We start from the raw sequence: 12,612 nt of genomic DNA on the forward strand, positions 1-12,612 counted from the left end.
GGCTATGAATGTGCATGATGGCGCGGGCAATCTGGCCTGATACATCCCACTTAACCACACGTAGCCTACTGATTTATATACAGACGTATTGAATCTGTGGTGCAATATCCGTGGGCGAAAATTTTCCTAACAAGTTGAACACTTTAACTCATATCTATTACCTGAAAAACCGCTTAGTCGTTTTGGTTATTTATTATTTCCATCGCTTCTTTAATTGTTATTATCGGGATGGTTAACCTTACAAACATCAAGAATTCTATGCTGAAAATATTCGACTGACACTGGCGTAAGCTTAAGGGAATACGTACTGCAATGACGACTCAGGTTCCTCCTACTTCTTTACTCCCGCTATCGCCGGAGCAGTTAGACCGCTTACAGGCGGCGGTTGGTGAGTTTTCGCCCACCCAAATGGCATGGTTATCTGGCTACTTTTGGGGCAGGGTTAACCAGCAACCTGGTGCGGTGATTGCCCCAGCGGTGGCGGCCCCTGCGCCAGTCTCTATTACCCTGATCTCCGCTTCCCAAACCGGCAATGCCCGGCGTCTGGCGGAACAGCTACGCGATGACCTGCTAGCCGCCAAACTTAGCGTCAATTTAGTCAATGCTGGTGATTATAAGTTTAAACAAATTGCGCAAGAACGCTTGCTGGTGATAGTTGCCTCCACCCAAGGTGAGGGCGAACCCGCCGAAGAAGCGGTGGCACTGCATAAATTCTTGTTCTCTAAAAAAGCCCCGAAATTACCAGAGACTGCCTTCGCGGTATTTGGTCTGGGCGATACTTCCTATGAACACTTCTGCCAGGCCGGTAAAGATTTTGACAGCAAATTAGCTGAGTTAGGTGCGGAGCGATTATTAGCGCGAGTTGATGCGGATGTTGAATATCAAAACTCAGCACAGCAGTGGCGTCAACAGGTTGTGGCGACCTTACTGGCAAAAATCCCCGCACAATCAACAGCGACGGCGGCAGTAACCGCCAGTGGGGCGGTAGATGAAATTACCTCCAGCCCCTATAGCAAAGCCGCGCCATTGACTGCCCAGTTATCGGTGCAGCAAAAAGTGACGGGCCGCAATTCTGCAAAAGATGTGCGCCATATTGAGATTGATTTAGGTGACTCTGGGCTGCGCTATCAGCCGGGAGATGCGCTGGGTGTTTGGTTTGATAATGACCCGGCGCTGGTTGATGAGTTGCTGGCGCTGTTGTGGCTCAAAGGCGACGAGCCAGTCAGTGTTGATGGGCAAGATATGCCAGTTTCACAGGCACTGCGCAGCCACCTTGAACTAACACAAAATACCACGGTGATTGTCGATAAATACGCCGCGCTCTCGCGCGATGAAACATTGATTGCATTGCTGGCTGATAAACCGGCGCTGCAACATTATGCGAAAAATACCCCAATTGTCGATATGGTGCGTCAGGCACCGTCTGACCTGAATGCCGACCAACTGGTTGCTCTGTTGCGGCCGTTGACACCTCGCCTGTACTCCATCGCATCGTCACAAGCCGAAACCGAAAATGAAGTGCACATCACCGTCGGTGTGGTGCGCTATGACATCGAGGGGCGCCCCCGTACTGGCGGCGCTTCCGGTTATCTGGCTGACCGCTTGGCAGTGGATGGCGATATTCGCATCTTTATCGAACATAACGATAACTTCCGTTTACCGGCTAACCCAGAAACCCCAGTGATAATGATTGGCCCCGGTACTGGCATTGCCCCTTTCCGCGCCTTTATGCAGCAGCGTGAAGCCGACGGCGCGACAGGTAAAAACTGGCTACTTTTCGGTAACCCACATTTCACTGAAGATTTTCTCTATCAGGTGGAATGGCAGCGCTACGTCAAAGACGGCTTGCTGACTCGCATTGATCTGGCCTGGTCGCGCGATCAGGCCCATAAAATATACGTACAAGACAAACTGCGCGAGCAAGGCGCAGAACTGTGGAGCTGGATCCAACAAGGCGCCCACATTTACGTCTGTGGCGATGCCAACCGCATGGCCAAAGACGTTGAGCAGGTTTTACTGGATGTGGTGGCTTTGCACGGCGCGATGGATGCTGAGCAGGCTGATGAATATTTGAGTGAGCTGCGCCTGGCGCGCCGTTATCAGCGGGATGTGTACTGATGAATGAAAAACACCCAGGGCCACTGGTCGTGACCGGAAAACTTTCCGACGGCGAGCGCATGAAGTCACAAAGTAATTTCCTACGCGGGACTATTGCGCAAGACCTCAATGATGGGCTGACCGGCGGTTTCAATGGCGATAACTTTCTGCTGATCCGTTTTCACGGTATGTATCAGCAAGATGACCGTGATATCCGAGCAGAGCGCGCGGAACAGAAGTTAGAACCGCGCCACGCCATGATGCTGCGCTGCCGCTTGCCCGGTGGAATTATCACCCCACAACAGTGGCTGGGCATTGATAAGTTTGCCGCGGATAACACGTTATATGGCAGCATCCGGATCACCAACCGCCAGACATTCCAGTTCCATGGCATTTTGAAAGGGAATGTGAAACCGGCTCACCAGCTGCTCAATCAATTAGGTTTGGATGCACTGGCCACCGCAAATGATGTTAACCGTAATGTGCTTTGCACCTCGAACCCGGTGGAGTCAGTCCTGCATCAGCAAGCCTATGAATGGGCGAAGAAAATTTCTGAGCATTTGCTGCCGCGGACTCGTGCTTATGCTGAAATCTGGCTGGATGCGGAGAAAGTGGCGACCACTGATGAGGAGCCGATCCTTGGGGCGACTTATCTACCGCGCAAATTTAAAACCACAGTGGTTATTCCGCCGCAAAATGATGTGGATCTTCATGCCAATGACCTTAACTTTGTTGCGGTCGCGGAGAAAGGTCAGTTGGTTGGCTTTAATGTGCTGGTGGGCGGTGGTTTATCTATCGCTCATGGTGATAAGAATACTTACCCACGTAAAGCCAGTGAATTCGGCTATATCCCACTGCAACACACTTTGGCCATTGCCGAGGCGGTGGTGACGACTCAACGTGATTGGGGCAACCGCACTGATCGTAAGAATGCTAAAACCAAATATACCCTGGAGCGCGTTGGTGTTGATGCTTTTAAAGCCGAAGTTGAACAGCGCGCTGGCGTGAATTTCGCGGCCATCAGACCTTATCAATTTACCGGCCGTGGCGACCGTATCGGCTGGGTGAAGGGGGTCGACAAAAAATGGCATTTGACCTTATTTATCGAAAATGGCCGTTTGCTAGATTACCCCGGCCGCAGTCTGAAAACCGGTGTGGCAGAAATCGCCAAAATCCACCAAGGTGATTTCCGTTTAACCGCTAATCAGAATCTGATTGTGGCGGGAGTGCCAGAAAAAGACAAAGCCCGCATTGAGGCACTGGCCCGTGAGCATGGTTTGATGGATGACAGTGTCAGCCCACAACGTGAAAATTCGATGGCCTGTGTTTCATTCCCCACCTGCCCATTGGCAATGGCTGAAGCAGAACGTTTTTTGCCGGAGTTTGTGACGCGGGTGGAGGGGATTTTACAACAGCACGGTATTGCTGATGAACATATCGTCCTGCGCGTCACCGGCTGCCCGAATGGTTGTGGCCGTGCTTTACTGGCGGAAGTTGGGTTGGTGGGGAAAGCCGTCGGGCGCTATAACCTGCATCTGGGGGGGAATCGTGAAGGCACGCGGATACCGCGGATGTATCGTGAAAATATTACCGAAGATGAAATTCTGGCCATTATCGATCAGTTGGTTGGGCGCTGGGCTAAGGAACGCCATGCTGATGAAGGTTTTGGTGATTTTGTGATTCGCGCCGGTGTTATTGCTCCGGTGATTGATTCTGCCCGTGACTTTTATCATGTTCAGGAGGCGGTGTGAGCCAATTCAATTTGAGCGAACTAAAGGCCTTGCCAAAGGCGGAACAAGCTGCGGCATTAGCACTGGTTAATGGGCAATTGGAGCACTTAACCGCGCAGGAGCGCGTCAGTTGGGCGCTGGAAAACCTGCCCGGTGAATTTGTGCTCTCGTCGAGTTTTGGTATTCAGGCGGCGGTATGTTTGCATTTGGTCACTCGTCAGCGGCCTGATATCCCGGTAATCCTCACTGATACCGGTTACCTGTTCCCTGAAACTTATCAGTTTATTGATGAGTTGACGGAGAAACTTAAGCTTAATTTGCAGGTATTTCGCGCCCAGCAAAGCCCGGCCTGGCAAGAGGCCCGCTATGGCAAATTGTGGGAACAGGGCGTTGAGGGGATTGAGCGGTACAATGATTTGAATAAAGTTGAGCCGATGAACCGTGCTCTGGCAACGTTAGGGGCTCAAACCTGGTTAGCCGGCCTGCGGCGTGAGCAATCGGGCAGCCGTGCAAAGTTACCGGTTTTGGCTATTGCGCGCGGTATTTTCAAAGTGCTGCCGATTATTGATTGGGATAACCGGCAGGTTTACCAGTATTTGACGCAAAATGGCCTGAATTACCACCCACTGTGGGAACAGGGCTATCTCTCAGTGGGAGATACCCATACCACCCGTAAATGGGAGCCGGGCATGAGTGAAGAAGAAACGCGCTTCTTTGGCCTAAAACGTGAATGCGGTTTGCATGAAGGCTGATAGTGACCGATACCGAATAAGGGCGCTAATTGCGCCCTTTACTTTTGGCGACCAGACTATTTTTTAGCGCCAGCTAACTCTTGAACCAAAGGCAACATAATTTGCACCGTGTCGTGGGTGCGTTTAGTGATGCGGCCAGGCAAGAACTTATCCAGATAATTTAAGTTATCCAGCTGGCTGTGATGGCGGGTAGTTCCTTGCGGAAAATGCTTGCTGATCGCGCGCTGTTGGCAGCCATCTTTATTCCCCAAACTGTAGTTGCTGGCCTCTATCGACAACACCGCTATTGCGGCGGCATCAAATGCATTTTTCTCAGTCTGGCACGGGGAGGTGAGCTGGCCTGCTACTGTGGCGGCCGCAATGCCATAGCGACGAGCCAATGTGAGCGTTTGCTCCTTGGCTGCAATGGCCGCGGGCTGATTGTTGGCAGTAAAATAGAGGCGATCGCCCGTAATCAGATTATCCAAATTGATCACCAACCAAGTATTAGCTTTCTCTGTTGGACTCATACGTTGCAGGTAGTTTTCGGTTCCTTGGGCACCGATTTCTTCGGCGCTGAGTGCGACAAAACGCAAATCATAGCGTAGCGGTGTATTTTTGAGGCGCTCCGCCAGCTCGAGCATCACACCTACGCCCGCAGCATTGTCATCAACACCTTGCAACGTCAGCCCACCTAGATTTTTATCCAAATCTTGGTCGCTTTGCGGGGTATAGGTATCAAAATGCGCCATGATGATTATCTGCTTGGAGTTATCGACTTTGCTGACCGCATCTTGTTGATTGGCCAATACGTCGTGAGCAGCAATCACTGAAGTGGCACTGACATTCCGCCAGCTTTGCTTACCATTTTTACTGGTATAGAGATAACGCGTATTGAAACCACGTAAATTACTCTGATAGCCCATTTGCTGAAAACGATGATTGATATACTCAGCAGCCAGCAACTCCGCTGGGCTACCCGCCATACGGCCGGGAAAGTAGGTGCTGATATGGCGAACTTGCTGTTCAGCAATTTGACCGGTAGTTGGCGATGTCGCTGCCTGAAGGGGCAGGACGGTACTTAAACTCAGCGTAAATAGTGCCCACTTTAGGCAACGGCGGGAAAACATACCGAAATATCCTTGTTAAAGTCTGCGTCATACCTGTTGGTATGGATAACGTCATTAGTATGGGAGCGCTAGGTCTAATAGACAATCTGTATGGCTCCTAAAATGCAGATATTTATGTCAGCAGCTAAGAAAATCACTCACAGTGATAATTGGCTAACATAGCTGGGAACCTTACTATTGCGCCTATATATCATTATGGAACTTGTAATTACTTTTCGTCATTTCATAAGGCCATAGCCCCCCCCTATAGTCACCCTACGCTTATTATGTAATTGAAGGATGCTGTGGACTATCTACCTCTTTTTGCCGACTTGAAACGACGCCCGGTATTGGTTGTAGGCGGAGGTGAAGTTGCTGCGCGAAAAATTGACTTACTCCACCGCGCAGGCGCACAGGTGCGGGTAGTGGCACAGACCCTCTCAGCACAACTCGAGCAACAATATCAGGATGGCCGCATTCACTGGCTGGCATTGGATTTCTTGCCCGAGCAGTTGGATGAAGTATTTCTGGTGATTGCCGCGACTGATGACACGGCATTAAACGCGGCGGTTTTCGCAGCGGCAGATGAGCGGCATCTTTTGGCTAATGTGGTTGATGACCAACCGCGCTGTTCATTTATCTTCCCCTCAATTGTCGATCGCTCCCCACTGGTGGTGGCGATCTCCTCGGCTGGTCAAGCACCCGTGCTGGCGCGCTTACTGCGCGAGAAACTGGAAGCTTTGTTACCCAGCAGTTTGGCGGAGATGGCAACTATTGCCGGGCGTTGGCGTGGCCGGGTTAAACAGCAGTTGACCTCAATGGGCGCGCGGCGACGTTTTTGGGAAAACGCCTTTAGTGGGCGCTTTGCCAGTTTTGTCAGCCGTGGGCAGTTGGCGCAGGCCGAAGACGAACTGCAATTGGCGCTGGAGGGGCAGAGCAGCACTCAAGGCGAGGTTGCCTTAGTCGGTGCAGGGCCAGGAGATCCTGGCTTATTGACCTTACGTGGCCTGCAAGTTATTCAACAAGCTGATGTGGTGCTTTATGACCATTTAGTCAGCCCAGAAGTGCTGGATTTGGTGCGCCGTGATGCTGAACGTATTTGTGTCGGCAAGCGTGCCGGGGCGCATTCGGTCGCGCAGGAAGAAACCAATCAATTATTACTCACCTTCGCGCAGCGCGGAAAACGGGTGGTGCGGCTAAAAGGGGGCGACCCTTTTATCTTTGGCCGGGGCGGCGAAGAGCTACAAGTTGTGGCGTGCGCGGGCATTCCGTTTCAGGTGGTGCCAGGGGTGACGGCCGCTGCGGGGGCAACCGCCTATGCCGGTATCCCATTGACTCACCGTGACCACGCGCAAAGTGTGACATTTATTACCGGGCATTGCCGCTCTGATGGTGCTGATTTGGATTGGCAGGCATTGGCGCGCGGTCATCAAACTTTGGCTATCTATATGGGCACGGTGAAAGCGGCTGAAATCAGCCGAAAATTAATAATGCATGGTCGAGCCAGCACCACGCCAGTGGCGGTGATTGGGCGGGGAACGCGTACCGACCAGCAAGTTTTGACCGGCACATTGGCAGAGCTGGAATCATTAGCACATCAGGCCCCGACACCGGCACTGCTGGTTATCGGTGAAGTGGTGGATTTACATCATCAAATTGCCTGGTTTGGGCAGCAACCGCAGACTGAACAGGCCATCAGCCCGTCAGTCGTGAATTTGGCATAAAGGATCTGTTATGGACGAAAAACGACTCACTCATTTGCGGCAATTGGAGGCGGAGAGTATCCATATCATCCGTGAAGTGGCCGCTGAATTCGGCAACCCGGTGATGCTCTATTCCATCGGCAAAGACTCTTCTGTGATGCTGCATTTAGCGCGCAAAGCTTTCTTCCCCGGTAATTTACCTTTCCCATTATTGCATGTGGATACCGGCTGGAAATTCCGTGAAATGTACGAATTTCGTGACCGCACGGCCAATGCCTTCGGCTGTGAGTTACTGGTGCATCGCAACCCAGAGGGGCTGGCAATGGGGATAAATCCCTTTGTTCACGGCAGCGCTAAACATACCGATATCATGAAAACCGAGGGCCTTAAACAAGCGCTGAATAAATACGGTTTTGATGCCGCTTTCGGGGGGGCGCGGCGTGATGAGGAGAAATCTCGCGCTAAAGAGCGCATTTATTCGTTCCGTGACCGTTTCCATCGCTGGGACCCCAAAAATCAGCGCCCGGAACTGTGGCACAACTACAACGGCCAGATTAACAAAGGCGAAAGTATCCGCGTGTTCCCGCTGTCTAATTGGACTGAACTGGATATCTGGCAATATATTTTCTTGGAAAAAATCGACATTGTGCCGCTGTATTTGGCGAAACCGCGCCCAGTGCTGGAGCGCGATGGCATGCTGCTGATGGTCGATGACGACCGCATTGATTTACAGCCGGGCGAAGTGATTACTCAGAAAATGGTGCGTTTTCGTACCTTGGGATGCTGGCCACTGACGGGCGCGGTGGAGTCCGAGGCCGAAACCTTGCCCGCCATTATTGAAGAGATGCTTATCTCGACCACCAGTGAACGCCAGGGTCGCATGATCGACCGCGATCAATCCGGCTCCATGGAGCTTAAAAAGCGTCAGGGATATTTCTGAGGAGCGCCCGATGAGCACCAAATTTCAAAACCAATCTGTGGCCGAAAATCAGCCGGCATTGGAAAGTAAGTCAATGATTTTACACAATACATCTATTGCCCAGCAAATTGCTAACGAAGGTGGGGTAGAAGCTTACCTGCAGGCACAGCAGCATAAAACTATGTTGCGTTTTCTGACTTGTGGCAGTGTGGATGATGGCAAAAGCACGCTGATTGGCCGTTTGCTGCACGATACCCGCCAGATCTACGAAGATCAGCTCACAACGCTACACACTGATAGCAAGCGTATTGGCACACAGGGCGAGAAACTGGATCTGGCATTGTTGGTGGATGGCTTGCAAGCCGAACGTGAGCAGGGCATTACCATTGATGTGGCCTATCGCTACTTCTCGACTGAGCAACGTAAATTTATTATTGCTGATACCCCAGGACATGAGCAATACACACGCAACATGGCGACCGGTGCTTCGACATGCGATCTGGCTATTTTATTGATCGATGCGCGCAAAGGGGTATTGGACCAAACTCGTCGCCACAGTTTTATCGCCACGTTATTGGGGATTCGCCACTTAGTGGTAGCGGTGAATAAAATGGATTTAGTGGATTATCAGGAAAGTGTCTTTGAGCAATTTAAAGAAGATTACCTGAGTTTTGCTCAGCAGTTACCCACTGATTTGGATATTAAATTTGTCCCGCTGTCAGCGCTGGATGGCGACAATGTGGCCTCACCAAGTGAGAGAATGAATTGGTATTCCGGGCCGACGTTATTGGAAGTATTGGAAAGTGTTGATGTGGTTAACGCCAGTCGTCAGCAGCCGCTGCGCTTCCCGGTACAATATGTGAATCGGCCAAATCTAGATTTCCGTGGCTATGCGGGCACTTTGTCTGCTGGAATCGTGCGAGTCGGGCAAAAAATCAAAGTGTTGCCCTCGGGGGTGGAATCCACCGTTGCGCGCATTGTCACCTTTGATGGCGATTTGAGCCAAGCAATCCCCGGTGAAGCCATTACATTGGTACTGGCGGATGAAGTGGATATTAGCCGTGGTGACTTATTGGTTGATGCCAGTGACCCGCTAAAATCCGCGCAAAACGCACTGGTGGACGTGGTGTGGATGGCGGAGCAACCGCTGGTGGCCGGGCAAAGCTATGACATTAAAATTGCTGGGAAAAAGACCCGCGCACGCGTCGAAAAAATTCAATATCAAGTCGAAATTAACTCATTAACCCAGCGGGTGGTCGAAAGTCTGCCGCTAAACGGCATTGGTTTGGTTGAATTGGCGTTTGATGAGCCGCTGGTGCTGGACAGCTATCAGCGCAATCGGGATACCGGCGGCATGATTTTTATCGACCGGTTAAGTAATGTTACCGTCGGTGCTGGCTTGATTCGTGAAACGCTAGAATCGGTTTATCAGGAAAACACGGCGTTCAGTGCGTTTGAGTTAGAACTGAATGCGCTGGTTCGTCGCCACTTCCCACACTGGGGCGCGCGTGATCTGTTGGGGGGGAAATAGCGTGCCGGCGGATGAGAATATTGTTTGGCATCCACATGCCGTAACCCGCAAGGATCGTGAGCAGCAACATGGGCACCAAGGGGTTGTTTTGTGGTTTACCGGTTTATCCGGCTCAGGCAAATCGACCTTGGCCGGCGCGCTGGAGCAGGCGCTATTTGCCCGTGGTGTCAGTACTTACTTACTTGATGGCGACAATGTTCGCCATGGCTTGTGTCGTGATTTGGGTTTTTCGGATGCTGACCGGCGTGAGAATATCCGCCGGGTGGGCGAAGTCGCCAAATTGATGGTGGATGCCGGCCTAGTGGTGCTAACTGCGTTTATCTCCCCACATCGTGCTGAACGCGAAATGGTCAGAGATATGCTGGCCTCAGGCCAGTTTATTGAGGTGTTTGTGGATACGCCGCTAGAGATTTGCGAAGCTCGCGACCCGAAAGGATTGTATAAAAAAGCCCGTGCCGGTGAGCTGAGAAACTTCACCGGTATTGACTCCGTTTATGAATTTCCTGAGCATCCTGATATTCATCTGCAAGGTGAACAATTAGTAACAAATTTGATTGAACAATTGTTAGACGTGCTGCGTGGTAGAGCTATTATCAAGTCCTAAATATACCTTTGATAGTTGACGTTACAGGGTTATGAGTTGTGCGCATTCACCCGAATCACCGACTTGAGCCGCGTGTCGGGATTTATTCGTTTGCCGCCGACCTGTCACTGCAATGAACTTAGGTATCTATAGCCTTATTATTACAGGCAAAACGCCTTAGAGCGTGCCAGTATTAAACTGTGCCCACAGGATTTGTATGCAGAATATCACCCAGATTATTATTGACGAACAGCGGGAACGGGAGGAGCCGTCATACTCCTTTCTCGGTGGTGTCATTGGCTTTGTTTTCTATTGGCTGGCGTTTGCTATCCCATTCTTTGTCTATGGCCCCAATACCGTCTTTTTCTTGCTCTATACCTGGCCATTTTTTTTGGCCTTGATGCCGGTTTCGGTCTTGATCGGGATTACGCTCAGTATGCTATCGCGCGGTAATCTACTCGTTACCGTAGGGGGAACAGGGATTGCGGTGGTGTGTTTATTCTGGATGCTGTTTTCATTTCTCACCGGCTGGTGAGTGCGCAATCTGCGGGCTGTTTAATTGCTGTTTGCTAACAGCCCGCGTGAGTTTTTAATCTGGTCAATCTGTAGTGCTCAGCCCTGCGCTGACAGCACCTTGCTAAGGAATGCTTGTGTGCGTGGGTTACTCGGAGCAGTAAAAATCTCCTCCGGTTTTCCCTCCTCCTGAATTACCCCTTGATCAATAAACAATACTCGGTCGGCGACGTCGCGGGCAAAACCCATTTCATGGGTGACCACAACCATTGTCATCCCCTCCAGAGCCAATGCTTTCATTACCGCCAGCACTTCCCCCACCAGCTCCGGGTCAAGCGCCGAGGTTGGCTCATCGAACAGCATGATTTTCGGCTCCATCGCCAGGGCTCGAGCAATTGCCACTCGCTGCTGTTGCCCGCCTGACAGGCTGCTAGGATAGGCATCAATTTTGTCCAATAAACCGACCTTACGCAGTAACAATTCTGCCCGTTCAATAGCTTGCGCGCGCGACAGCTTTTTGACATCCATTGGCGCCATAGTCAGGTTTTCCAGCACTGTCATATGGGGGAACAGATTAAAACGTTGGAATACCATGCCGACACTTTCGCGCATGCGGTTAAGATCCGTTTTCGGGTTATGGATCTCAAAACCATTGACGGTTATCTCACCGCCAGACAAAGTTTCTAGCGCATTAATACAGCGCAAAAATGTACTTTTTCCTGAACCCGACGGGCCGATGATACAAACCACCTCTTTGGGCTGTATATCGCAGGAAATTCCGCGCAGCACATGGGTTTCGCCAAATTGTTTTTGTAGGTTATGTACGTGAATCACTTTTACCGAACCTCTTTTCCATATGCCGCACTAACAGCGAAAGTAAGAATGTAATAACCCAATAAATCACTGAAATAACCAGGTAGGGTTCCCAATAAGTGGCATAAGCACCGGAAACCGTACGCGCGGCATAGGCTAAGTCCGCCAGTCCAATGGCGGATGCCAGTGATGAGTCTTTCACGATGGCAATTGCATTGTTGCCCAGTGGCGGCAGCATACGGCGGAAAGCTTGCGGCAGGATAACCTTGCGCATGGTTTTCGCGTAGCTCATACCCAGTGAGCGGGAGGCTTCCATCTGGCCGCGATCAATAGATTGAATACCCGCCCGGAAAATCTCCGAGACGTAAGCCCCAGCATTCAGTGTGATAGCCACGATACAGGATAAAAACGCGCCATAATCAGAGCGCAGCATTCTGGCAAAATCGGAAGACATAATGCCATTGGTGACCAGAATGCCATCGCGTGGGTTGATAAACAGCGGCACCAGAGCAAAGTGCACCACCATTATCTGCACAAAAAGCGGTGTCCCACGAATGGCGCTGATATAGATACGCACCGGCCATTGAACAAAGTAATACAAAACGGGCTTCCAGATACCATGAGGTGCCTGTGCTAAGCGCCCCAGACCCAGGGTTAAGCCCCAGGTGGTGCCCAGAATCACACAAATAATTGTGCACTTTATTGTCATCCAAGCGCCATCCATAAACAGCGGGGCATATTCCTGAATGATTTCCCAGCGAAATCCTGACATATGAAATCCAAATACTCTGATACTTGACGGTTAGCCACCTGCCAAGCCCGGATTACTGAAAAGAGTCAGTGAACCGGGCGTTATTTATTGGCCGCTAGGCGGTAACGCCCA

Annotated in this window: 11 protein-coding genes; 8 read left to right on the forward strand and 3 right to left on the reverse strand. The window is 51.1% G+C overall.

Features of this window, described 5'->3' with window-relative positions; all coding sequences use genetic code 11:
- Positions 1-312 precede the first annotated feature (312 nt).
- The 3 genes from cysJ to D5F51_RS04610 are packed head-to-tail and all read left to right on the forward strand — an operon-like array spanning position 313 to position 4,579.
- On the forward strand, positions 313-2,118 hold the full coding sequence (cysJ, locus tag D5F51_RS04600; RefSeq protein WP_129195737.1) for an NADPH-dependent assimilatory sulfite reductase flavoprotein subunit: 1,806 nt from the start codon (positions 313-315) through the stop codon (positions 2,116-2,118).
- Positions 2,118-3,848: an assimilatory sulfite reductase (NADPH) hemoprotein subunit gene (cysI, locus tag D5F51_RS04605; RefSeq protein WP_087768643.1), complete on the forward strand. Its 1,731-nt coding sequence runs from the start codon at positions 2,118-2,120 to the stop codon at positions 3,846-3,848. Before cysJ ends, cysI begins: the two co-directional genes overlap by 1 nt.
- Positions 3,845-4,579, forward strand: a complete 735-nt coding sequence (locus D5F51_RS04610) for a phosphoadenylyl-sulfate reductase (protein ID WP_129195738.1) — start codon at positions 3,845-3,847, stop codon at positions 4,577-4,579. The genes cysI and D5F51_RS04610 overlap by 4 nt, the downstream gene beginning before the upstream one ends.
- A 56-nt stretch (positions 4,580-4,635) precedes the next feature.
- Here the strand turns inward: D5F51_RS04610 and D5F51_RS04615 are convergent, their stop codons facing one another.
- Positions 4,636-5,688: an aminopeptidase gene (locus D5F51_RS04615; protein ID WP_129195739.1), complete on the reverse strand. Its 1,053-nt coding sequence runs from the start codon at positions 5,686-5,688 to the stop codon at positions 4,636-4,638.
- A gap of 284 nt (positions 5,689-5,972) precedes the next feature.
- On the opposite strand from D5F51_RS04615, the gene cysG reads away from it, so the two are divergent.
- The 5 genes from cysG (at position 5,973) to D5F51_RS04640 (ending at position 10,938) form a co-directional block, all read left to right on the forward strand.
- Positions 5,973-7,391, forward strand: a complete 1,419-nt coding sequence (gene cysG, locus D5F51_RS04620; protein ID WP_129195740.1) for a siroheme synthase CysG — start codon at positions 5,973-5,975, stop codon at positions 7,389-7,391.
- A gap of 10 nt (positions 7,392-7,401) precedes the next feature.
- The gene (gene cysD / locus D5F51_RS04625) at positions 7,402-8,310 is read left to right on the forward strand and encodes a sulfate adenylyltransferase subunit CysD (protein WP_025379439.1); all 909 of its coding nucleotides are present in this window, start codon (positions 7,402-7,404) and stop codon (positions 8,308-8,310) included.
- 10 nt (positions 8,311-8,320) lie between these two features.
- Entirely contained in the window at positions 8,321-9,820 is a 1,500-nt protein-coding gene (gene cysN, locus D5F51_RS04630) for a sulfate adenylyltransferase subunit CysN (RefSeq protein WP_162301685.1), read from the forward strand.
- Positions 9,759-10,424 (forward strand): adenylyl-sulfate kinase, encoded by a 666-nt coding sequence (gene cysC / locus D5F51_RS04635; protein ID WP_167480521.1) that lies wholly within the window; start codon positions 9,759-9,761, stop codon positions 10,422-10,424. The genes cysN and cysC overlap by 62 nt, the downstream gene beginning before the upstream one ends.
- A gap of 196 nt (positions 10,425-10,620) precedes the next feature.
- Positions 10,621-10,938 (forward strand): DUF3561 family protein, encoded by a 318-nt coding sequence (locus tag D5F51_RS04640; RefSeq protein WP_087768645.1) that lies wholly within the window; start codon positions 10,621-10,623, stop codon positions 10,936-10,938.
- 77 nt (positions 10,939-11,015) lie between these two features.
- Here the strand turns inward: D5F51_RS04640 and D5F51_RS04645 are convergent, their stop codons facing one another.
- Together D5F51_RS04645 and D5F51_RS04650 are read right to left on the reverse strand one after the other, a co-directional pair.
- On the reverse strand, positions 11,016-11,750 hold the full coding sequence (locus D5F51_RS04645; protein ID WP_129195742.1) for an amino acid ABC transporter ATP-binding protein: 735 nt from the start codon (positions 11,748-11,750) through the stop codon (positions 11,016-11,018).
- Positions 11,734-12,501, reverse strand: coding sequence for an amino acid ABC transporter permease (locus D5F51_RS04650; protein ID WP_025379435.1), 768 nt, complete (start codon positions 12,499-12,501; stop codon positions 11,734-11,736). The genes D5F51_RS04645 and D5F51_RS04650 overlap by 17 nt, the downstream gene beginning before the upstream one ends.
- Between the last annotated feature and the right edge of the window lie 111 nt (positions 12,502-12,612).

The sequence above is a fragment of the Yersinia hibernica genome (assembly GCF_004124235.1).
GTDB classification, from domain to species: Bacteria; Pseudomonadota; Gammaproteobacteria; order Enterobacterales; family Enterobacteriaceae; genus Yersinia; species Yersinia hibernica.

Coding starts and splice junctions, on each gene's coding strand:
- cysJ (WP_129195737.1), top strand. CDS start 313: ATGACGACTCAGGTTCCTCCTACTTCTTTACTCCCGCTATCGCCGGAG.
- cysI (WP_087768643.1), top strand. CDS start 2,118: ATGAATGAAAAACACCCAGGGCCACTGGTCGTGACCGGAAAACTTTCC.
- D5F51_RS04615 (WP_129195739.1), bottom strand. CDS start 5,688: ATGTTTTCCCGCCGTTGCCTAAAGTGGGCACTATTTACGCTGAGTTTA.
- cysD (WP_025379439.1), top strand. CDS start 7,402: ATGGACGAAAAACGACTCACTCATTTGCGGCAATTGGAGGCGGAGAGT.
- cysN (WP_162301685.1), top strand. CDS start 8,321: ATGAGCACCAAATTTCAAAACCAATCTGTGGCCGAAAATCAGCCGGCA.
- cysC (WP_167480521.1), top strand. CDS start 9,759: ATGCGCTGGTTCGTCGCCACTTCCCACACTGGGGCGCGCGTGATCTGT.
- D5F51_RS04640 (WP_087768645.1), top strand. CDS start 10,621: ATGCAGAATATCACCCAGATTATTATTGACGAACAGCGGGAACGGGAG.
- D5F51_RS04650 (WP_025379435.1), bottom strand. CDS start 12,501: ATGTCAGGATTTCGCTGGGAAATCATTCAGGAATATGCCCCGCTGTTT.